Source organism: Lutimonas vermicola (assembly GCF_038433205.1).
Classification (GTDB): Bacteria; Bacteroidota; Bacteroidia; order Flavobacteriales; family Flavobacteriaceae; genus Lutimonas; species Lutimonas vermicola.
Genome location: NZ_JBCDNA010000003.1, coordinates 222,186 through 244,191 on the forward strand (window position 1 = coordinate 222,186; position 22,006 = coordinate 244,191).

Consider the following 22,006-nt stretch of genomic DNA (forward strand, 5'->3'; position numbering starts at 1 on the left):
AAAATGTTACAGAAATGTTAAAATCTATGGAATAATGAATTGAACAGCATTATAAATTAAATTAAATTGGGCATTTCCTCTACCCACCAGTTCTCCATCGGCCTGTATATAACATGAGGTATTATTATCTGCTTTAAATTTTTTACTATGGAAACAGACAGCTTCTTCAACAGTTGCTATTTTACCATTATACAGTTTAAAAATTTGAGTAATTACTTTAGAAAGGCTGATTGGTTTTACAAAGGTAATATCTAAATAACCCTTCTTGTGGTTTTTATAATCTGTGAGTTGCATTCCTGCGCCAGAAAATTTACAGATACCCAAAGCGATAAGAAACATCCTGGATGTTTTTTTATCTGTATCTGAAACGTAGGTTATTTTGCCCGGGGTATATGTTTTTAAACTAACTAGAGCTGCAATAATATAAGCTAAAGATCCCCATTTTTTATATTTTGATATATTCTTCACTACAAAAGCATCAAAACCAATACCTGCAGCATTATTGAAATAAACTTCTTTGTGATCGTCTAAAAACGATATTTTTCCAATATCCTGATAGATTATCTTATTGTTATGTATAAGTCTGATTGCTTTTTCAGGATCTTTTGGAATTCTATAATTTTTAACCCAGTCATTTCCTGTTCCGATAGGAATAACCGCTAATGTAATTTGATCAGACGCTACATTTTTTTGTTTCATAATGCCGTTGATCATATGATGTATGGTTCCATCACCACCTATACATATGAAATTTAAATATCCCTGATCAATGGCTGATTGAACCAATTGTTCTTCATGATGAGTGTATTGTGTTACGATAAATTCATAGGATATTTGATGTTGTTTTAAAGAAGATAGAATACGATCTATTTTATTTTGCTTAGTGCCACCTCCTGAACTTGGATTAAATATGGTATACCAGCGCCTTTTTATAGATTCATTTTTCATTCGTGTAAATTACAATTTGTTTTTTATTAACAGTTTATGAATCCATAATCTGATAATAATACGTACTTTTGGGCCTAGAAATAATGATTTCATGTCAAAAAGAAAAAAAAGTATATTTAAAAGTAAAGGAAACAAAATCAGGAATTTAGATACAGATATTTTACAAGTATTTAATCAAAATTCTAATAAACTTCTCAATTATAAACAAATTGCGGCAAAACTTAATATCGTTGATGCAAATGGTAGAAATCTTGTTATTCAGGAACTTCAGGATTTAAAAGCTCAGGATAGGATTGAAGAAGTTGAAAGAGGTAAGTTTTTAATGGTTCCGAAGAGTCATTACTACGATGGAATCGTTGAAGTTACGACAAGAGGAAATGCCTATGTGGTTTGTGAAGATCTGGAACATGATATTTATATACCGTCAAGAAATTTGAACCATGCTTTAAACAATGATCTGGTAAAGGTTTATGTATATAAAAGAAAAAAGAACAAAAAACAGGAAGGCGATATTGTTGAGATTTTAAAAAGAGCAAAAACTGAATTTGTAGGTGTTTTACAGAAGAGTAAAAACTTTGGTTTTGTAGTGCCGGATGATCATAAAATGTATGCTGATATTTTTGTGTCACCCAAAGAATTGTCTGATGCCCAAGACGGTGACAAGGTTTTGGCCGAAATTACTGACTGGCCCGCTAATTCAAAGAATCCTTTTGGAAAAATCACCAGGGTACTTGGAAAACCAGGAGATCATGATACCGAAATACATTCTATTCTTTTAGAATATGGATTACCTTATTCGTTTCCCGAACACGTGGAGGCTTATGCTTCAAAATTACCTATTGATATAACTGAGGAGGAGATCGGTAAAAGAAGGGATATGAGGGAGGACCTTACATTCACTATTGACCCTAAAGATGCAAAAGATTTTGATGATGCTTTGTCTTTCAAAGTTTTGGAAAACGGGCATTATGAAATTGGAATTCACATTGCTGATGTTTCTCATTATGTAAAAGAAGATACAGCCCTGGAAGAAGAAGCTTATCTAAGAGCTACTTCGGTTTATTTAGTGGATAGGGTAGTACCTATGCTGCCTGAGATACTATCAAATAATGTTTGTTCTTTAAGGCCAAATGAAGAAAAGCTTACTTTTTCGGTTGTTTTTGAAATGGATGAAAAAGGACATTTATTGAACCAATGGTTTGGGAGAACAGTTATTTATTCTGATAAAAGATTTGCATACGAAGATGCTCAGGAGATTATAGAAGGAACTACAACCGGAGTTGATCAACCCTTACAGGAAGCTATATTAACCTTGGATAGCCTCGCAAAAAAGTTAAGAAAAAGAAGGATGTCAGAAGGTGCTATTTCGTTTGATAAAACAGAAGTTAAGTTCAATCTCGATCAAAATGCCAATCCGATAGGAGTATATGTAAAGGAATCCAGGGATGCTAATAAGTTAATTGAAGAATTTATGTTACTTGCCAATAAAAAAGTAGCTGAATTTATCGGGAAAAAGAAGAAAACCTATATCTACAGGATACATGATGAACCGAATATTGATAAATTAGCCCTTCTACAGGGTATTATAACAAAATTTGGATACAGGATTGATACCAATTCCAGGCAAAGTACTTCTGAATCATTAAATAAATTACTCTCTGATGTGCATGGAAGGCCTGAATCCAACATGATTGAAACACTTACGATCAGATCGATGAGTAAAGCCATTTATACTACTGAAAATATTGGTCATTATGGTTTGGCTTTTGATTATTATACGCATTTTACTTCTCCTATAAGGAGATATCCTGATGTGATGGCCCATCGCCTGTTGCAGCATTATTTGGATGGAGGTAAGTCGGTACAGGCTGAAAAGTATGAAGAAAAATGCAAACATTCTTCAGAAAGAGAATATATGGCCAGTAAAGCTGAAAGAGATTCTATCAAATATATGCAGATTAAATATATGCAAAATCACGATGACCAGGAATTTGAAGGAGTTATTTCGGGTGTTACTGAATGGGGTATTTATGTTGAAATCATTGAGAATAAATGTGAGGGTATGGTTAGAATAAAGGATATTACCAGTGATTATTTTATTTTTGATGAGAAACAGTATGCGCTTATAGGACAAGCTGATAAGCGAATGTACCAGTTAGGTGATCAGGTTACAGTAACGGTAAAGAATACCGATCTTGAAAGAAAGCATCTGGATTTTAATTTAGTGGAAGACTAAAAGTGTAACATTTATTATTTTATCAGGTCACATATATGATTTGTAAGAATGACTAATGAATCTCAATACAGAAATATTAATACATAAAAATCATAAAATTTTAAGAAGATGAAAAAATTAGTTTTTACTCTGATGTTTGTTAGCACCTTGTGTATGGCACAGGAAAAAGTCACCATGAATCTAGGTGATTTTCACACCCTGAAAACATATAGAGGATTGAAGGTTGAATTAATTAAATCAGATTCACCAAAAGTTATCATTGACGGTAGCAGATCGTCAGAAGTTTCAATCAAAAATGCGAATGGGACCTTAAAAATTTCCATGAGTATCAGTCATACTTTTTCGGCTGATGAGGTGATGGTATATCTGTACTACAAAGATAATATTGCTGTTATTGATGCAAATGAAGGGTCAAATATCTTTTCAGATGAAGTATTTAAACAGGAGAAAATTACAGTAAGCGCCCAGGAAGCAGGAAGGATAAAACTTGAAATTGATACTGATCAACTCGAAGTTAGCGTAGTTACCGGAGGGTACGTAAAATTAAAAGGAAGTTCAAAGAATCAGAACGTAAAGTCTAATACCGGCGGTATTTACAAAGGAGAGGAACTGGAAACCGAGTACAGCGATGTTAAAGCTAATACAGGTGGAACAGCTGATGTAAAAGCCTCAAAATTAGTTGATGCCAGCGCCAGTACCGGAGGTACGATCAGTATTATAGGGAAACCAGAAGAGGTAAAGAAAAGTGAATCTCTGGGCGGATATGTACGTCAATAGTTAGTATTTCAAATTTTAATTATTAACTTTGTAGACTAAATAATAAAACAATGATGTTACAAACGATTTTTTTAGGTTTTGTTGGTCCTTGGCAATGGATTATCATCGGTTTAGCTATTTTATTACTTTTTGGAGGTAAAAAATTACCTGAATTGATGAAGGGATTAGGAACGGGCATTAAGGAATTTAAGAACGCCACCAACGAAGAGGAAAAAGCTGAAAAGGCAAAGGAAAAGAAATAATCCTTGTTTAAAGGATATAAAAAAAAGCCTCAAATCACGTGATTTGAGGCTTTTTATGTTTAACATAGAAATGTTTTGATGCTTATTTCTTTTTATTATTCAGTTCATTTATTTTATTGGCCGCTAAAAGTGAAGCCGTCATATCGTTCAGCATATTGCTTGCAGCAGTGGGATTATTTGGCAAAAGAATAAGGTTGGAACTACTATCAGCACCTATGGATTGGAGCGTATCATAATGCTGTGTGATCACGATTAAAGCGGAGGCTTCCTGCGGGTTGATACCGGCTTTGTTAAGTGTATCAACACTTTCCTCCAGGCCTTTGGCAATCTCCCTTCTTTGATCGGCAATACCCTTACCCTGTAAGCGTTTACTTTCTGCTTCTGCCTTTGCTCGCTCAACAATGAGGATGCGTTGGGCGTCGCCTTCGTGTTGAGCAGCAACCTTTTCTCTTTCTGCGGCATTGATTCTATTCATAGCCTCTTTTACAGAACCATCAGGATCAATATCAGTGACCAGGGCTTTTATGATGTCATATCCATAGTCTAGCATGGCTTCTTTTAAATCTCTTTTTACAGCAAATGCGATATCGTCCTTTTTTTCAAAAACATCATCAAGAATCATTTTAGGAATTTCAGCACGTACCAGGTCAAATATATAAGCTGTTAATTGCTCATGCGGATTTTGTAACCTGTAAAAAGCATCATACACTTTATCCCTTAAAATCTGATATTGAACGGATATCTTGAGGTGCACAAATACGTCATCTTTGGTTTTGGTTTCAACAACCACGTCGAGTTGTTGTATTCTTAAACTCAGTCGCGCGGCTATCCTGTCAATAAACGGGATTTTAAATTGTAAACCGGCAGATCGGATACTGCTAAATTTACCAAACCTTTCAATGATATAAGCAGTTTGCTGCTTGACCATAAAGAGCCCGAGAAATAGTATAAGCAGGATAAAGAGGATAATTGGAATGGCTGTAATCATCGTGGTTTTCTTTAAAATTTTGAAAACTAAAGTTACGAATAATTATTTCAATGAAAGGTTAGAGGTTTTATAGAAAATTAATTTACTACTTTTGATACAACAATCTCAAAATATCTTATGAAACGATTTCTTACATATGCCGGAATTTCAATTTTAATTGTTTTTGTAATTTATATAGCTTTTATATATTTTGTTACTTTCAGTGAGGGCTATAGAGCGGGCGAGCTTATTAAAATTTCCAAAAGAGGAGTTCTGTTCAAGACCTGGGAAGGTCGTTTGAGTCAGGGAGTATCAGAGGAACAGCAATTCAATTTTTCTGTTCAAAAATCAGATAAAGAAGTCTTGGAAAAATTGAAGGAGTTTCAGGGCAAAAGAGTAAAGGTCACCTATATTGAAAGATTTGGCACTTTTTTCTGGTTAGGTGATACCAAATATTATGTCAAGGAAGTTGAAATGCTCAAAAGCGATAAGGATGTGTTAAATGAATAACCAATCATTTAAATCAGCTAAGGAGTCAGCGATTGTTTTAACAGAGCTTATGCTGCCGTCTTACTCAAATTTTAGCGGTAAAATTCACGGTGGTTTCATTTTATCTTTGATGGACAAAGCTGCTTTTACCACCGCAACCAAATTTAGCAGCCACTATTGTGTTACGGCATCAGTCAATAGAGTTGACTTTTTAAACCCGATCGAAGTAGGGGAGCTGGTGACCTTAAAAGCCAAGGTCAACTACGTTGGCAATTCATCCATGGTCGTTGGAATAAGAGTTATTTCTCAGAATATTATGACCGGAGAAAAAAAACATTGTAATTCATCGTACTTTTCAATGGTTGCCAAAGACAAAAACGGGAAAAATGCAAAAGTTCCGGGTTTAGTGATTTCTGATCAAGATGATCTTAGGCGGTTTCTGAGATCAATTGAACACATCAATAACAGGAATGTGCGTAAAACTGAATTTAGCAGAGAAAATTTTAACCATGGAGATTACATCTCAATGTTAAAAAACCATAATGTTAAAATAGAAATTTAGGTATTAACCTAGTTTTTCGACTGCTGAACGCATCCTTTTGACTGTTTCCTCCCTTCCTATTAAAAAGGCAATATCAGACAACTGTGGGCCTTTTAACGCACCTACAAGACTAAGCCTTAAGGGCTGCATGACTTTTCCAAAGCCAATTTCCTTTGATGTGATCCAATCTTTTATGGTTTTTTCTATTTTTTCTGAAGTAAAATCGGGAATAACTTCAATAACCTCACTTAATTCGGTCATAAGGTCACCTGTTCCATCTTTCCAATTCTTTTTCACCGCTTTTTCATCATAGGATACTGGTTCTGTAAAAAAGAAATTGCCAAGATCCCAAAGATCGGCAACAAAAGTGGCCCTTTCTTTGATCAATCCAACAACCTTTGTGATATAGTCTGCATCGAGGTCTTTATCAAAAGAATCACCTAAACGCTCTTGCAAAACCGGGATGAGTAATTTTGCAATTTCTTTATCATCGGTCCTTATAAGGTATTGATGCTGGAACCATTTGGTTTTTTCAGCATCGAATTTAGCACCTGATTTACCCACTTTTGAAATATCAAAAGCCTCTACGAGTTCTTCTAAATTGAATAACTCCTGTTCAGTACCCGGGTTCCATCCCAAAAAAACTAACATGTTGATAAAGGCTTCTGAAAAATAGCCATCCTCACGGTATCCTTTTGCTACTTCACCAGTTTCTTCATTGGTATATTCCAGCGGAAATACAGGAAAGCCCAGTTTGTCACCATCCCTTTTACTCAATTTACCCTTTCCTGTTGGTTTAAGAATTAAAGGCAAATGCGCAAATTCAGGAGCTTTCCAGCCAAAAGCACGATACAGGAGAACATGAAGAGCCAGAGATGGTAACCACTCTTCTCCTCTGATCACATGACTGATCTCCATCAAATGATCATCTACAATATTTGCCAGATGATAAGTCGGCATACCATCTGATTTGAAGAGGACCTTATCGTCGAGCACATTGGTATCGATCTTTATCTCCCCCCTGATCATGTCATTGAGTTCAAGAATTTCATCAACCGGAGATTTGAACCGAATGACATATTTTTCTTCTTTGTTGATTTTTTCCTGTACCTCCTCTGGTGAAAGTGTCAGAGAATTATTTAATTTTTCACGATTGTGCCAATTATAAATAAAGGTTTTTCCTTTATCCTGATGGTTATTTCGATGAAAATCTAACTCTTCAGCTGTATCAAAGGCATAATAAGCATTCCCGGACAAGATAAGCTCCTCCGCATATTTTTTATAAAGGTCCTTTCTTTCAGACTGCCGATAGGGTCCGTAACCGCCGCCTTTTCCTGGGCCTTCATCATAAGGGATTCGACTCCAGTTCAGGGCATCAATGATATATTGCTCGGCATTGGCTACATACCGGTTTTGATCAGTATCCTCTATTCTCAGGATAAAAGTTCCATTGTGCTTCTTGGCAAAAAGATAATTAAAAAGGGCTGTGCGAACACCGCCTATATGTAATGGCCCTGTTGGACTGGGAGCAAATCGTACTCGAACTTGTTTTGTCATTTGATTCAAATTATGCCGCAAAGATAATGGGTTATAATCTTTTAATGGATCTATGAGATAAAATTTATAATTGTATTTTTACATAGAAACACGAATTACAAAATGAAATATTTAAAATGCATTTTACTCTTATTTCTGTTGATCAGTTTGAATCTGAGTATGAATGCACAAGACTGGCCGGAATTGAATAGATTTAGAAAACAAAATAAGAATTTGGGTGCACCTGCGAAAGGGGAGCAGCGGGTAGTGTTTATGGGAAATTCCATTACTGAGGGCTGGCCGAATAAAGACCCTGAATATTTTGAGAAACCAAGTTATATCAACAGGGGTATCGGAGGGCAGACCACGCCGCAAATGTTGTTGCGTTTTCGGGCTGATGTGATTGACTTAAAACCAAAAGCAGTTGTTATCCTTGCCGGAACCAATGACATTGCTGGAAATACCGGCCCGATGACACTTGAAGAGATCAGGGATAACATTATTTCTATGTCTGAATTGGCAATGGCTAACGATATTAAAGTAATAATCAGCTCTGTTTTGCCGGCATATGATTATCATTGGAGGCCCGGCCTCGAACCTAATATTAAGATTCCAAAGCTAAATGCGATGTTAAAGGATTATGCCGAAAATAATGGCCTTATTTATCTTGATTATTTTACTGCCATGGCTGATGAGCGCAATGGATTGCCAACAGAACTGGCAGATGATGGTGTTCACCCTACCAAAGAAGGGTATATGATCATGAAAGGATTGGCTGAGGAGGCAATTAAAAAGGCACTCAATGATTAGCTGGACACATTAGGTTAATTGTAATTTTAGAAATTAGATTTGAGTCACTATAAACACATACACGATAAGTTACAGGGCTTCATAAAGAAGTTTTACACAAATGAGATCATCAAGGGCAGTATCTTCTTTTTGGCCTTTGGGATGCTGTATTTATTTTTTACACTTATCGTTGAATATTTTCTTTGGTTGGAGCCCTTGTCAAGAACCATTTTGTTTTGGTTGTTTGTTGCTATTGAATTCATATTATTATTTCGATTTATCTTAATTCCCGTGTTTAAATTGTTTGGGATCAGAAAGGGAATTTCCGAAACGGAAGCTTCCAGGATCATTGGAAGGCATTTTAAAGAAGTAGATGATAAATTGACCAACATTATTCAGTTAAAATCAAGGGGTGTCGGCAACGAATTGCTAGAAGCGAGTATTGAGCAAAAATCAAGAGAGCTGCAACCTGTCAGTTTTAAAAGGGCCATTGTTTTTAAAAGCAACGCTGTGTACCTCAAATATTTACTTGTTCCTTTGGTCATTTGGTTTCTCGTATGGATTACAGGAAACAATTCTGTTTTTACGCAAAGTTTGAATAGAGTCGTTCATCATCAGACAGCCTTTGAAGCGCCGGCACCTTTTTATTTTGAAGTTCTAAATGATAATTTACAAACCATTCAGGATGAGTCATATATATTAAAATTTAGAACTATTGGAGAGCTTGTTCCTGAAAATATCCGAATTTCTTATGAGGGCAACAGCTACTATATTTCACCAGGGGAAGACGGGATTTTGTCTTATACCTTTGAATTCCCAGAAAAGGAGATTCAATTTTATATGGAAGGAAATGCTGTCCGTTCGAAACCCTACGTATTAAAAGTTCTTGCCGCTCCTAAGATCACCGGCTTTAGTATGGAGTTGAAATACCCTTCTTATTTGAACAAACCAACCGACACAATAAGCAACACGGGCAATGCGGTGATTCCGGTCGGTACCGAGGTAAGGTGGCTGGTTTCTTCAAGCAATACGTCATCTTTGGATTTTGCCATAACAGATCGAAGCGGAGCGAATCCAGAAAGAATTGAAAAAATGACAGAAGTTATAAGCGGCCGGTTTTCACTTACAAAAAACATCGAAAGAAAAACTTCTTATGAAATCCGTTCTTCTAATGATTATTTAAAAGAATATGAAACTTTAAGTTATCAATTAGAAGTTGTTAATGATGAATATCCCAAAATATTTGTGCAATCTGATATTGATTCAGTAAAGAGGGGCCCGGTCCAGTTCCGCGGTCAGCTAACTGATGATTATGGCGTGTCAAGGTTACAGGTTGTAGCGAAAGATAAGACCAGCGGAAAATTAAGTATTGGAGCTATACCTGTTGAACGAAGTGATTTTGAAGAATTTTTCTACGTGTTTCCTCAAGGGATTCTTTTGGAAGAAGGACATAGTTATGAACTTTATTTTGAAGTATTTGATAACGATGTTTTAAAAGGTCCCAAGAAAACCGTTTCCCAGACCTTCAGTTACAGGAATAAAACCCTCCAAGAAGAAGAATTTGAAATTCTTGAGGAACAAAAACATGGGATGGAAGAGATGGAGAAGTCTAAGGAATCTAATGAGCAATTGGAAAAATTATTGGAAGAGTTTTCAAAAAAGCTAAAGAATAAAGAACAGGCTGACTGGAATGACAAGAAAGAACTGGATGACTTTTTAAAAAGACAAAAGGCATATGATGAGATGATGGATAAGAATGCCGAAATGATGAAGGAGAACCTGGATGAAATGGACGTAGAGGATCAACCGGATCTCAAAGATAAAAAAGAAGAACTAAAGAAGCGTTTGGATGAGATGGCTGACTACAAGGAAAAAGAAGCGTTGATAAGGGAACTGGAAAAATTAGCTGAAAAACTTCAAAAAGAAGATCTTTTAGAAAAAATCGACAAACTAAAAGAGCAAAGTAAGCAGGAAAAGAGAACGCTGGAACGTATACTGGAATTGACCAAACAATTTTATGTGGAGAAGAAGTCGGCACAGATCATGAAAAGGCTGGAAGAGCTTTCTGAGGAGCAGTTGGATTTGAGTACCGAGGAAAATAATTCCAGGGATGAGCAAGAAAAGTTGAATCGTAAGTTTGATTCCTTGAAGAATGACTTTAAAGATCTCCGTGAACAGAACGAGCAATTGAAGAACCCCATGGATATATTTGACAGCGAGCCTGACGAAAAATTGATTGAGATGGATATGAAGCAGGCCCGGGAATCATTGGAAAAAAGCGAGCAGCAGGAAGGAAATTCAAAAGAGGATACTGAAAAAAAAGCAAAAGAGCAGCAAAGAAGGGCATCTGCGAGAATGAAGGAACTTAGCAAAAAAATGGAATCAGGGTTGATGGAAATGGAGATGCAGGGTTTAGAAGAGAATATTAAGGATTTACAGCAAGTACTGAAAAACCTGTTGATTTTTTCATTGGATCAGGAAGAATTGATGCTTTCTTTTGAGGATGTAAGTTCAAAAAATGCCGATTATCCCGAAAAGCTAAAAAACCAAATAAAGCTTAAAGAACATTTTGAGCATGTAGATGACAGTCTTTATGCACTTTCTTTAAGGATGGTTAAATTGACTTCAAAAATACAGGAGGACCTTAGTGCAGTGCATTACAATTTGGATAAATCGTTGGAAAATATCACAGAAAACAGAATTCAACAAGGCATGAGTAATCAGCAATATACCATGACCGCTGCCAACAAACTAGCGGATCTTTTAAGTGATATGCTTGAGAGTATGCAAAATCAAAAACCCGGATCAGGAAAAGGCAAGGGTAAAAAAGGGGAGTTAAGTCTACCGGATGTTATTAAAAAGCAGCAGGGGATGATGAAGAAAATGAAGGAAGGAATGGATGCACAAAAGGGTCCTGGTAAAAAGGGCAAGGAGGCCATGAGTGGTGAGCAATTCCAAATGTACCAGGAACAAAGGATGTTAAAGGACCAGATGCAGAAACTTCTAGACCGGGAAGGTCAAGGTGGACAGAACGGTAAATCGGTACTGAGTCAAATGGAAGCGTTGGAAAAAATTTTACTTGAAAAAGGTATAACCAGAGAGTCATTGCAACGAATGCAGCAATTGGAGCACGAGTTACTGGAAATGGAAAACGCAACACTTGAAAGAAACAAAGACAGTAAAAGAAAGGCAGAGACTAATAAGCAGGAGCAACAGGTTAGGGATATTGATGCATTGAATGAATTGAAGAAGTCAGGAAGGGAAGATGAATTATTGAAACGGAAGAGATTGGAACTCTCACCTGATTATAAAAACAGAGTTAAAGAATATTTTGAGCAGGATAAATCTTAAACGAAAATGATAGAGTTTACATTTGTTGGAAAGTTTCAACTTGATGATCAGGATAAAATTGTGGATTGGGTTCATTTCGTCCTTGATGAAGAAGGAAAGGATCTCGGTGAAATCAATTATATTTTTTGTGATGATGATTATTTACATGAAATCAATATTAAAACATTGAAACACAATACATTAACAGATATTATTAGTTTTGATTATACCATAGGTACAGTTGTATCCGGCGACATTTATATTTCCTATGAACGGGTGAGAGAAAATGCAGGCAATCTGTCTGTTACCTTTAAGGATGAATTGCACAGGGTAATGATTCATGGTATATTGCATTATTGCGGATACAATGACAAAGAAGAGGAAGACAAAACGATGATGCGGTCGAAAGAGGATTATTACCTATCTTTGCGAACTTTTTAATAAGGCTTAAATGTTTCACGTGAAACAATTACTATGAAGTTGTTCGAATCAAAATATGATGTAATCGTTGTTGGCGGTGGCCATGCAGGTAGTGAGGCTGCGGCCGCAGCTGCCAACCTGGGAAGTCACACCTTACTTATCACCATGAGCTTACAGAACATTGCACAGATGAGTTGTAATCCTGCAATGGGCGGAATTGCAAAAGGGCAGATTGTTCGTGAGATAGATGCTTTGGGAGGTTATAGCGGTATTGTTACTGATTTAACAGCGATACAGTTTAAAATGCTGAACAAATCCAAAGGGCCTGCTATGTGGAGCCCCAGGGCTCAGAGTGATCGTATGAGATTTGCAGAAGAGTGGCGTATGAGGTTGGAGCAAACGGATAACCTTGATATGTTCCAGGATTCTGTAAACGGACTGCTGTTTGAAGGAGATCAGGTAGTGGGGGTAAAAACCCAGCTTGGTTTGAGAATTTATGCAAAAACTGTAATCGTAACTGCCGGTACTTTTTTGAATGGTAAAATACATATCGGTGAAAAGACCTTTGGCGGAGGTAGAGCTGGTGAAGGAGCGTCTACAGGGATTACAGAAGATTTGGTTTCCAAAGGCTTTGAGGCCGGGAGAATGAAAACAGGGACCCCACCAAGGGTAGATGCCCGTTCGCTTGATTTTTCTAAAATGATTGAACAGCCGGGAGATGATGTGACCTCTAAATTTTCTTATACAAACACAAAGAGTTTAACAAAGCAGCGATCTTGCTATATGTCTTACACTTCTCCTGAGGTTCATGATTTATTGCGAGAAGGCTTTGAGAATTCACCGATGTATACGGGTAGGATTAAGGGGATAGGACCCAGATACTGTCCGTCTATAGAAGATAAGATAGACAGGTTCTCAACCAAAGACAGACATCAGTTATTTGTTGAGCCTGAGGGTTGGCATACCACTGAGATTTATGTAAATGGATTTTCAACATCCCTGCCACACGAAGTGCAATACAAAGCTTTAAAGAAAGTTGCGGGATTTGAAAATGTAAAATTTTTAAGATTTGGATATGCTATTGAATACGATTATTTTCCACCGACTCAATTGCAGCTGACTTTAGAAACCAAGTTAGTGAAGAACCTGTATTTCGCCGGTCAAATTAATGGTACTACCGGTTATGAGGAAGCAGCAGCTCAGGGTTTAATGGCAGGAATCAATGCTGCCTTAAAAGTAAGGGGTGATGGTCCTTTTATCCTACAAAGAGATGAAGCTTATATAGGCGTGCTTATCGATGATCTCATCACAAAGGGAACGGAGGAGCCATATCGAATGTTCACGTCAAGAGCCGAATACAGAACCTTGTTAAGACAGGATAATGCGGATCTTAGATTAACTCCAAGATCATACGCAATAGGATTAGCTTCCAGGGAGCGAATGGATCGGGTAGAGGAAAAGCAAAAGAAAACAGATCTGTTTATCAAGTTTTTGAAGGACACAAGCGTAAGGCCTGAAGACGTCAATCCAATCTTAAAAGAAAAGAAATCGGCTGCTGTAAACCAGTCGATGAAGATGTTTAAAATAGCTTCCAGGCCCCAACTTGATTTTGATGATATAAGGCGCTTTCCAAAGGTTGAGGATTTTATCCTGGCAAACAAGATCGACAGGGAAGTTTTGGAGCAAGCAGAGGTACATGTTAAGTATTCGGGGTATATAGAAAAGGAAAAGAATTCCGCAGATAAATTACAGCGTTTAGAGAATATAAAGATCCCGGTTAATTTTGACTATAAAAAGATTCATTCTATATCATTTGAAGCCAGGGAGAAGCTGTCTAAAATTCAACCTTCCACAATATCCCAGGCAAGCAGAATTTCAGGGGTTTCCCCAAGTGACGTTTCGGTACTTCTGGTTTATATGGGCCGCTAAAGATTCTAATAATAACCTGTTAATATGAAGCAAGTGGAAAATGCGGCCAAGGAACCGTATAAAAACAAAGAGCTTTTACAACCTTTTCTTAGCTGTGTTGACCACAGTGTTTCACGTGAAACCTTTTCATTATTTCTAGATCCGGAGACTGATCTTCTTGTTACCCTGCCTCGCCCTTCAGCTACTGAGCTGCCATCGTATTATGAAAGTGAATCATATATTTCCCACACCGATTCGAAACGTTCATTGATGGATAAAGCCTATCAGTTGATCAAAGGTTATTCCCTGAAACGAAAATTAAAATTGATCAACAGTTTATCGAATAAGAAAGGAAAGATTTTAGATATTGGATGCGGGACTGGTGATTTGTTATCTGTTTGCGAAAAAGACGGTTGGGATATTTTTGGTGTTGAACCCAGTCAAAAGGCAATAGCGCTGGCAAGAAGTAAAGTGATTTCTTCAGAACGTATCGTAAGCGACCTGAGCAGTCTCGATACAAATAACACGTATGATGTGATCACCATGTGGCACGTACTTGAGCACGTTCCTAATTTGATGGAATATATTGAAACATTGAAAAGCCTGTTGAGCAAGGATGGTCATTTGATTGTTGCGGTACCCAATTTCAAAAGTCATGACGCTCTTCATTATAAAGAATTTTGGGCAGCCTATGATGTGCCAAGGCACTTATGGCATTTTAGCGAAAGGGCGATCAGGCATGTTTTTGGACAAGGAGGTTTTGAAGTGGTCAAGACCAGTCCATTGATCTTTGATTCTTTTTATGTAAGTCTTTTGTCAGAAAAATATAAAACAGGCAGGTCAAATATCCTTGCCGGAATTAAAACGGGTTTGATCTCAAACATAAAGGCAAGAAACACGGGACAGTACTCGTCGCTGATCTATTTGATTAAAAAACGATAAATTATTGTTTTAAGCGTTTTTAAGCGCATTTCATATGATTAAGGTTCACATATATGCTGAATTCACCAAAGAGCTTGGAAATTACGTCTGATTAGCTCAAATTCCATAAGCCATACTTATAGGTTCATAATTTTAATAAATAACCCTTATGGTTATTGTAAGGTGGAATATTTAAAAAGTTTTTGATTATTAATCAATTCATTATTTTACATTTGCCACACTAAATCAAAATTAAATCATAATGAAAAAAGTAGCAATAGTATTTTCTTTGATGATGTTACTAACATCTTGCACCCAGGTAAAGATTGCCTATGTTGATGTCGAAGAAATATTGAAAGAGTATGAAGGAGCTATAAAGGCCGAAGAAGAAATGAAAGAGCAATCGCAGCTTATTAGCCAGCAATTAGATCAGATGGCTTCTCCGTTACAGCAAAAGATCCAGGAGTATCAACAAAACATGGATAAGCTTTCGGCATCAGATCGCCAAAAGAAAGAGGCAGAGTTGAGGCAGGAACAACAAATGTTTCAGCAGCGCCAGCAAATGGCCCAACAACAGGTGCAGGCTGAAGGACAAAGAATGTATGAAAAGATCAATAGTGATATTGAAACATTTTTAGCCGACTATGGTCAATCAAATGGCTATACCTACATCCTTGGATCATCGATGCAAACAAAAAGTGTTTTGTACGGAAAAGAGTCACTCAATATTACTGATGAGGTGATTGAAGCTCTTAATGCTGATTTCGAAGAAGAAGCACCTGCAGAAGAAACACCAACAACTGAGGAAGTACCGGTAGAAGAAACCCCAGCAACAGAAGAATCAACACCAGTGAATTAATAAATACCTGGTTCAAGTAAATTTAAAGCCTCGCCTAGCGGGGCTTTTTTTTATTCCTAAGACTGCCTTTAGCCGGCAAAAAATATTTTGGTACTATATAATTTTATCTTCTTTTCTGCGTTATTAACACACTGTTGATAAGTAGCCAATTTTAAAAACGCGCCTGTTAGAAACGAGTTTTATTTAATTAACAGTTTAAAATTGGATATTAAATATTTGAAATACAAACAATTATAAGTTACAAATTATGAAAAGGGGATTCATATTAATTTTTTTTCTTGCTTGGGTTTTACAAGCCACGGGACAATCAACTGGTAAATACCAAATCAAATTTTTAGAAGTAAATAAAAAGAACTCTGATTATGGTGTAGCCATTTTAGACGAGAATAAATTGATTTTTACTTCAGCCGATCACAAAGTGACTACGGCCAATAAAAATTACAACCCAAGAAAGGATCTGTATGCAGGAGATATTAATTTTGATGGAGAAATCAAAAATGTAAAAAGGGTTAGTAAAGACATCAATAAAAAAGTGAATCAAACTGGCGTTACCTATTCTACGGATGGAAAAACAGTTTACTTCAGCAGGAACAAATACAAGAAGAAATTAAAAAAGCAAAACCTGCCAAAGAACAAAAGATTACTTCTTTATAAGGCTGATGTTGCATCAGACGGAAGCTGGACCAATATTAAGAAGCTACCTTTTAACAAGAAGAATTCCTCAACAGGTTATCCTGTTTTAAGCCCTGATGGCAAGAAATTGTATTTTGTTTCAGACAGGCTTCCCTCAAAAGGGAATACTGATATTTTCGTAGTTGATATATTAGGAGATGGAAATTATAGCCAACCACGGAACCTGGGTTCACTGGTAAATACAAAAGGCAATGAAACTACGCCATTTATTACAGAAGACAACATTTTATATTTTTCATCTGATGGTCGTGAAGGTCAAGGTAAACTTGATGTTTACGCCGTTGAGGTATATGATAATGCCACATCTGAACCATACGAATTGGCAGCACCTATAAACAGTATCAATGATGACTTTGCCTATATCGTTAATAAGGATAACAACCTTGGATTCTTTACATCCAATCGTTTGCAGGGTGATGGATTCAATGACCTTTATTCTTTTACGCTTGAAGAAGATTATCGACCAGGCGAATGTTTTATAACAGTTGATGGAAAAGTAAGAGACAAAGAATCTTTAGAATCTATCTCAGGAGCTACAGTTGACCTGTACTCTATTGACGGAAGTTTACTTGAATCAGTATCCACTTATAATGATGGTACATATCAGTTCACAGTATCCTGTGCCAAGGAATACCAGTTAGTTGCTTCAAACCCTAATTATCTGGACGACAAAAAGCGAATAGAGATTCTTGAAGAAAACTATCATTCTGCATTGCACACGAATTTAAACCTAACGAAGGTGATGAAAAAAGCTCCTGCAGTAGAAAGGTTATCTCCAATTTATTATGAATTTGATGATGCCAACATTACTGAGGAAGCTGCAGAAGAAATGGATAAGATTGCAGAAATCATGTCTCAGAATGAGAACCTTATAATTGAAGCTTCGTCCTTTACTGATTCACGTGGAACAAACGCCTATAATGTAGAGCTTTCAAAAAGACGTGCAAAAGCAGCAGTTGAATACTTGAAGTCAAAAGGTATTGATGAAAGCAGAATAAAATCCAAAGGTTATGGAGAAGAGAAGTTGATTAATCAGTGTGTGAATGGTGTTGAATGTAAAGAAGAGTCACATCAAATGAACAGAAGGACTGAATTTAACTTTGCGAATGTTCCGGCCGCGGTTCCCAGTAAAAAGAAATCGGGATCCTCAAAAACGAAGGTGGCCGTGCAAACAAAGAAAACGGTGGCGCCTGTTATAACAAAGCCTAAAGACGCCAAAGAAACAGAAGCTGTAGCTGAGGTATCATTAAGTGAAGTTAAGGAAGTGCCGAGTGTTGTAAAAGTTGATGAAGGAACAAAACCGGCTCCTCTTCAAAAGAAGCTAAGTTTAGAAAGTGCCAGGATTGAGACCGTCAAGGTTGCCGCCACGGATCATCAAATAAGTGCCCCTGTAATATATAAAAACAGTGTGAAAAGTACGCCTGTTGTTCAGGTAGAAAAGGAAGAAATTGAAACTCCTGCAATTGCATTGGAAGAAAAAGTTATAGAAAAACAAGTAGACACAAAGGAAATTGAAACTCCTGCAGTTGCATTGGAAGAAGAAGTTATAGAAAAACAAGTAGACACAAAGGAAATTGCTGAAAATAAGCCTGAATTAAAAGAGGAAAATAGCGGGAAAATTGAAGAGAAGCAGGAAGAAGTAGTTGCTTCAGAAGAAAAAGAAAAAACAGATAATAAGGAAGTTAAGGAGGCTGTAATTATCAATTATAATTCAACCATCGTTGCCACCAATCCTGAAAGCAACAAGGTGCTCAATTATATTGGAACTGAAAAAGTGAAAATGATGGATCAGTTGTCGGATCTGGAAAAGCAATATGATGAAGCCATTCCACTTTACCCAAAACTTTCTGATTCGTTGAAAGTAGAAAAGGGCAGAATTGCAGATATTATTGCAAACGCCAGGGAGCTTGAGGAGACAGGCTGGTCGAACATAATAGAATATAAGAACAATGTCCTGCATTTTAAGAAAAGGTATAGGGATCTAATGGTCACTAATAGCAGAAGAACAGTTTCAGGTTCAATGACAAGAGAAGAAAGACAAATGGCTCATGCTCCTAAGAAAGCCGAACAGAATATGGTTGCAGAAGCTGACAAACCCAAACCAAAGGTTGTGGAAATGGAGGAGAACTTAAGTGTTGACAATGTTGAGATCACGGCCATGAAGAAAAATGGGAATGGTAAATACCAAAAAACAAATAGTGCAAGTAAAACCGATCTTATAAAAGTAACGTTCAAATTGAAGAGCAACGAAAAAGTGAATTCAGGACGTAAGGAAGCACATTTGGTTTTACAGAATCCTGATGGGCAGGTTGAAGAGGCGAAGGGAATATTTACCCCAAAAGATGCTGATACAGAATCAAAATATACCGATCATGCCATCATCAATTACAACAATCACGATGTAGACGTTACCATGTTCATTCAAAGAAGAGGTAATAACTTTCAGAAGGGAGTTTATCCTGTTAAAGTATTTCTTGAAGGAGAGTTAATGACAGTGACTAAATTAAATCTTGAAAATTCTTTTTAGAAGTTTTCCAAGACAAATAAACCAAACACGGTAAGAATAAAATATACCGTAATATTCATAGCCCCGGAGAAATCCTGGGCTATTCTTTGTCCGGTCATCAGCACGATCAATGTCATTGAAATTGCTAAAAGACCCCAAATAGCGAACATTTTACTACCTCCGTTTAGCAGCAGGTATAATCCGGTAATATTTAAGCCTACGCAGGCTGTTTCCATAAGGATCACAATAATGATGGCTCCCTTGACGTGATTTTTTAGAAAACTTTTTTTGAAATGCTTTGTGTAATAATCCAGGCTATTTTGCCATTGAATTATTTTTTCTATAACTGAATACCCCATACATAAGGTTAGATAAGATATGATTAAAGAAATAGCGAATGGTTGGTTCATGATCTGTATTTTCTGGAGTATTCAAAAATAATCCGAATAGCTTTATTAAAAGCATATTTTTTCAGGGAAATAAATATCTTTGATCAAAATCAATTTTATGTTGCTTTCGGTAAAAAAAGACCTTTTCACTACGCTGTTCTTATTTGCCCTTTCACTACCCTTGCTATCTCAAACCGATTTTAGCAGCGCATGGGAAGATTTTTTTTCATACAACAATATCAAAGATTTTATAAGCAAGGATAATAGAATCTATGCCATTGCAGACAATGCTGCATTTATTTATGATCAGCAAACAGGTTATATGGAAAAAATATCATCTGTGCATGGATTGTCAGGTAAGGAAACGACAAGCCTTTATTTTAGTGAAACCACAAAGCGCTTGGTTATTGGTTACCAGACAGGACTGCTTGAAATAATAGATGAAACAGGTAAAATCACGGTCGCAAATGATATAGAAAGATTAGACATTACCGGACAAAAACAGATCAACCACATTACCGAACACAATGGTATTTTGTATTTGTCAACACCATTTGGCATAGTAGCATACGATATCAATAACCTTAATTATGGGGATACTTTTTATATAGATGAAAATTCTAATGCGGTTTTTGTCAACGAGACTCTAATTGACAATGAAACTATTTATGCGGTTACCCAAAAGGGAATTTATTCTGCTGATATAAATGACCCTAATTTAATTGATTATAACAACTGGTTGCAACCCGAGGGAAACCTAAGGGGTAATTTTCGTTCTATTTCAATATTATCCGGTCAAATTTTTACCTGTAACTCAAGCATTTTATATCAATTGACCGGAATAGATGATTTAAGACAACGAAGAAATTTTAACAGAACTATTCTAAAACTGAGGTCTTCTGAAGATTTGATGTCTGTAACACTAAATAAATCTGCGTTGATTTTGGATAAGGATTTGACCCTTATTCACGAGGCGGTTTCAAGCCCTGATTATAATTTTCAATTGAACAGTTCGTTTGCAGAAGCTGATCAGGTCTTTTTAGCCACAAAAAGGTTTGGAGTTTTAAAAGCATCGGTTACCAACACTGACTATCAGGAAATTCACCCGGAAGGGCCTTCTTCAAATAAGGTGTTTTCCATTGAAGCTTCTAATAACAATCTTTGGGTGGTATACGGAGGGTATAACCTTTCTTATGATCCACTCGGTAAGAGATTGGGATATTCACATTACAACGGATCGACGATGGCTTCATCCGCCTGGACAAACAGGGGATACGATCAGAATTTTCCGGCTCAGGACCTTGTGCATATTGCACTTGATCCTGACGATGAAAACAAGGCCTATCTCAGCTCATGGGGAAGCGGAATGCTTGTTGTTGAAAATGATGTTCCGTCTATTCTGTGGGACGACAGCAACAGTGGGCTGGAAGACCTTTATCAGGGTGGCGACCCTGAATCGAGTATCAGGATTAATGGAGCAGCATTTGACAACAGAGGTAATTTTTGGATTACAAACTCCTGGGTTCCAAAGAAATTAAAAAAACTAGACAGCAATGGTAACTGGTCAGGATTTGATCTGAGCTCTGTTTTTACCAACACAGCTTTTGGCCTGTCAGAACTGGCTATTGATAAATCGGGAAGCATTTGGATAGGATCAAGAAGGAATGGAGCTTTGGTTTATAACGAATCCGGGGATAGAAAGAGAGCCCTGATCACTGAAGCAACAAAAGGTTCCTTGCCTGATTTAAATGTAAGGGCCCTGGCTGTGGACCGCAATAACAGGATATGGATTGGTACCCAAAAAGGGCTTGTGGTATTTTCGGGAGCGGACGGCGTTTTTGAGGCTGATATCTACGATGCCGCGCCGGTTATTATAGAAGACAATGGCATACCTAAAAAATTACTGGGCGACCAGCCGGTCAACTCAATAGCTATTGATGGTGCCGAGAACAAGTGGTTTGGAACAGATACCGGAGGGGTGCTGGGTACGAATCCATCCGGCAGTGAAACCTTGTATAATTTTAATAAAGACAATTCCCCTCTTCCTTCGAATAGTGTTTTAAAGATAAAAATCGACAATAGCACCGGAAAAGTTTATTTTGCCACAGATAAAGGAATTGTGGCCTTTAACAGTGAAGTGGCCCCTTTTGGGGAATCCCTTGACGAAGTATACGCTTTTCCAAATCCCGCAAAAAAAGAGCATGACTACGTCACTATAGACGGCAGAAACGGGGCTCACTTGCCTAAAGGAACAAATGTGAAGATCCTGGATATTTCGGGCAGGTTGGTTTACGAAACAAATGTTGATATTGGTCAGGAGCTTAGAGGAGGAAAAGTAATATGGGAAAAGACCAACCTGAGAGGCCGAAAAGTGGCCTCGGGGGTTTATATAGTGCTGTTGACAAGCCCTGACAAATCAGAAACATCTTCCACCAAGATTGCAATCATCAATTAA

17 protein-coding genes are annotated in these 22,006 nt (G+C 37.0%); 13 read left to right on the top strand and 4 right to left on the bottom strand.

The genetic code is table 11. The annotated features are described in order from the left end of the window. Window positions 1-24: 24 nt before the first annotated feature. Complete coding sequence (locus AABB81_RS13000; protein WP_342160985.1) at window positions 25-948, bottom strand: diacylglycerol/lipid kinase family protein; 924 nt, start codon at window positions 946-948, stop codon at window positions 25-27. 91 nt (window positions 949-1,039) lie between these two features. Between AABB81_RS13000 and rnr the strand changes: the two genes are divergently transcribed. From rnr to tatA, 3 genes are all read left to right on the top strand, one after another. Continuing rightward, entirely contained in the window at window positions 1,040-3,184 is a 2,145-nt protein-coding gene (rnr, locus tag AABB81_RS13005) for a ribonuclease R (protein WP_342160986.1), read from the top strand. Window positions 3,185-3,292: 108 nt separating this feature from the next. Further along, window positions 3,293-3,961, top strand: a complete 669-nt coding sequence (locus tag AABB81_RS13010; RefSeq protein WP_342160987.1) for a head GIN domain-containing protein — start codon at window positions 3,293-3,295, stop codon at window positions 3,959-3,961. Between the two features lie 50 nt (window positions 3,962-4,011). Next, window positions 4,012-4,203, top strand: coding sequence for a twin-arginine translocase TatA/TatE family subunit (gene tatA / locus AABB81_RS13015; RefSeq protein ID WP_342160988.1), 192 nt, complete (start codon window positions 4,012-4,014; stop codon window positions 4,201-4,203). An 82-nt stretch (window positions 4,204-4,285) separates the two neighbouring features. On the opposite strand, the gene AABB81_RS13020 is transcribed toward tatA, so the two are convergent. After that, complete coding sequence (locus AABB81_RS13020; RefSeq protein ID WP_342160989.1) at window positions 4,286-5,191, bottom strand: SPFH domain-containing protein; 906 nt, start codon at window positions 5,189-5,191, stop codon at window positions 4,286-4,288. Between the two features lie 117 nt (window positions 5,192-5,308). Between AABB81_RS13020 and AABB81_RS13025 the strand changes: the two genes are divergently transcribed. Both AABB81_RS13025 and AABB81_RS13030 read left to right on the top strand, forming a co-directional pair. Continuing rightward, on the top strand, window positions 5,309-5,680 hold the full coding sequence (locus AABB81_RS13025; RefSeq protein ID WP_342160990.1) for a 6-phosphogluconate dehydrogenase: 372 nt from the start codon (window positions 5,309-5,311) through the stop codon (window positions 5,678-5,680). Beyond that, window positions 5,673-6,221: an acyl-CoA thioesterase gene (locus AABB81_RS13030; RefSeq protein ID WP_342160991.1), complete on the top strand. Its 549-nt coding sequence runs from the start codon at window positions 5,673-5,675 to the stop codon at window positions 6,219-6,221. Before AABB81_RS13025 ends, AABB81_RS13030 begins: the two co-directional genes overlap by 8 nt. Window positions 6,222-6,224: 3 nt before the next feature. Here the strand turns inward: AABB81_RS13030 and gltX are convergent, their stop codons facing one another. After that, a complete protein-coding gene (gene gltX, locus AABB81_RS13035) occupies window positions 6,225-7,757 on the bottom strand; it encodes a glutamate--tRNA ligase (RefSeq protein ID WP_342160992.1) in 1,533 nt (510 codons plus the stop codon). 102 nt (window positions 7,758-7,859) lie between these two features. On the opposite strand from gltX, the gene AABB81_RS13040 reads away from it, so the two are divergent. From AABB81_RS13040 to AABB81_RS13070, 7 genes are all read left to right on the top strand, one after another. Further along, entirely contained in the window at window positions 7,860-8,546 is a 687-nt protein-coding gene (locus AABB81_RS13040; protein WP_342160993.1) for an SGNH/GDSL hydrolase family protein, read from the top strand. A gap of 39 nt (window positions 8,547-8,585) precedes the next feature. Further along, the gene (locus tag AABB81_RS13045) at window positions 8,586-11,876 is read left to right on the top strand and encodes a DUF4175 family protein (RefSeq protein ID WP_342160994.1); all 3,291 of its coding nucleotides are present in this window, start codon (window positions 8,586-8,588) and stop codon (window positions 11,874-11,876) included. Window positions 11,877-11,882: 6 nt separating this feature from the next. Beyond that, window positions 11,883-12,296, top strand: a complete 414-nt coding sequence (ybeY, locus tag AABB81_RS13050) for an rRNA maturation RNase YbeY (protein ID WP_342160995.1) — start codon at window positions 11,883-11,885, stop codon at window positions 12,294-12,296. Window positions 12,297-12,329: 33 nt separating this feature from the next. After that, entirely contained in the window at window positions 12,330-14,204 is a 1,875-nt protein-coding gene (mnmG, locus tag AABB81_RS13055) for a tRNA uridine-5-carboxymethylaminomethyl(34) synthesis enzyme MnmG (protein ID WP_342160996.1), read from the top strand. A 24-nt stretch (window positions 14,205-14,228) separates the two neighbouring features. After that, window positions 14,229-15,125, top strand: a complete 897-nt coding sequence (locus tag AABB81_RS13060) for a class I SAM-dependent methyltransferase (RefSeq protein ID WP_342160997.1) — start codon at window positions 14,229-14,231, stop codon at window positions 15,123-15,125. A 241-nt stretch (window positions 15,126-15,366) separates the two neighbouring features. After that, entirely contained in the window at window positions 15,367-15,963 is a 597-nt protein-coding gene (locus AABB81_RS13065) for an OmpH/Skp family outer membrane protein (protein ID WP_342160998.1), read from the top strand. Window positions 15,964-16,210: 247 nt separating this feature from the next. Next, on the top strand, window positions 16,211-19,183 hold the full coding sequence (locus AABB81_RS13070; protein ID WP_342160999.1) for an OmpA family protein: 2,973 nt from the start codon (window positions 16,211-16,213) through the stop codon (window positions 19,181-19,183). On the opposite strand, the gene AABB81_RS13075 is transcribed toward AABB81_RS13070, so the two are convergent. Continuing rightward, window positions 19,180-19,521 (bottom strand): hypothetical protein, encoded by a 342-nt coding sequence (locus AABB81_RS13075; RefSeq protein ID WP_342161000.1) that lies wholly within the window; start codon window positions 19,519-19,521, stop codon window positions 19,180-19,182. The two genes, AABB81_RS13070 and AABB81_RS13075, sit on opposite strands and share 4 nt — an antisense overlap. Before the next feature lie 130 nt (window positions 19,522-19,651). On the opposite strand from AABB81_RS13075, the gene porZ reads away from it, so the two are divergent. Beyond that, entirely contained in the window at window positions 19,652-22,006 is a 2,355-nt protein-coding gene (gene porZ / locus AABB81_RS13080) for a type IX secretion system anionic LPS delivery protein PorZ (protein ID WP_342161001.1), read from the top strand.

Bases quoted from the DNA above. Each gene is read 5' to 3' on its own strand.
- AABB81_RS13000 (WP_342160985.1), bottom strand. From the start codon at position 948: ATGAAAAATGAATCTATAAAAAGGCGCTGGTATACCATATTTAATCCA.
- rnr (WP_342160986.1), top strand. From the start codon at position 1,040: ATGTCAAAAAGAAAAAAAAGTATATTTAAAAGTAAAGGAAACAAAATC.
- AABB81_RS13010 (WP_342160987.1), top strand. From the start codon at position 3,293: ATGAAAAAATTAGTTTTTACTCTGATGTTTGTTAGCACCTTGTGTATG.
- tatA (WP_342160988.1), top strand. From the start codon at position 4,012: ATGATGTTACAAACGATTTTTTTAGGTTTTGTTGGTCCTTGGCAATGG.
- AABB81_RS13020 (WP_342160989.1), bottom strand. From the start codon at position 5,191: ATGATTACAGCCATTCCAATTATCCTCTTTATCCTGCTTATACTATTT.
- AABB81_RS13025 (WP_342160990.1), top strand. From the start codon at position 5,309: ATGAAACGATTTCTTACATATGCCGGAATTTCAATTTTAATTGTTTTT.
- AABB81_RS13030 (WP_342160991.1), top strand. From the start codon at position 5,673: ATGAATAACCAATCATTTAAATCAGCTAAGGAGTCAGCGATTGTTTTA.
- gltX (WP_342160992.1), bottom strand. From the start codon at position 7,757: ATGACAAAACAAGTTCGAGTACGATTTGCTCCCAGTCCAACAGGGCCA.
- AABB81_RS13040 (WP_342160993.1), top strand. From the start codon at position 7,860: ATGAAATATTTAAAATGCATTTTACTCTTATTTCTGTTGATCAGTTTG.
- ybeY (WP_342160995.1), top strand. From the start codon at position 11,883: ATGATAGAGTTTACATTTGTTGGAAAGTTTCAACTTGATGATCAGGAT.
- mnmG (WP_342160996.1), top strand. From the start codon at position 12,330: ATGAAGTTGTTCGAATCAAAATATGATGTAATCGTTGTTGGCGGTGGC.
- AABB81_RS13060 (WP_342160997.1), top strand. From the start codon at position 14,229: ATGAAGCAAGTGGAAAATGCGGCCAAGGAACCGTATAAAAACAAAGAG.
- AABB81_RS13065 (WP_342160998.1), top strand. From the start codon at position 15,367: ATGAAAAAAGTAGCAATAGTATTTTCTTTGATGATGTTACTAACATCT.
- AABB81_RS13070 (WP_342160999.1), top strand. From the start codon at position 16,211: ATGAAAAGGGGATTCATATTAATTTTTTTTCTTGCTTGGGTTTTACAA.
- AABB81_RS13075 (WP_342161000.1), bottom strand. From the start codon at position 19,521: ATGGGGTATTCAGTTATAGAAAAAATAATTCAATGGCAAAATAGCCTG.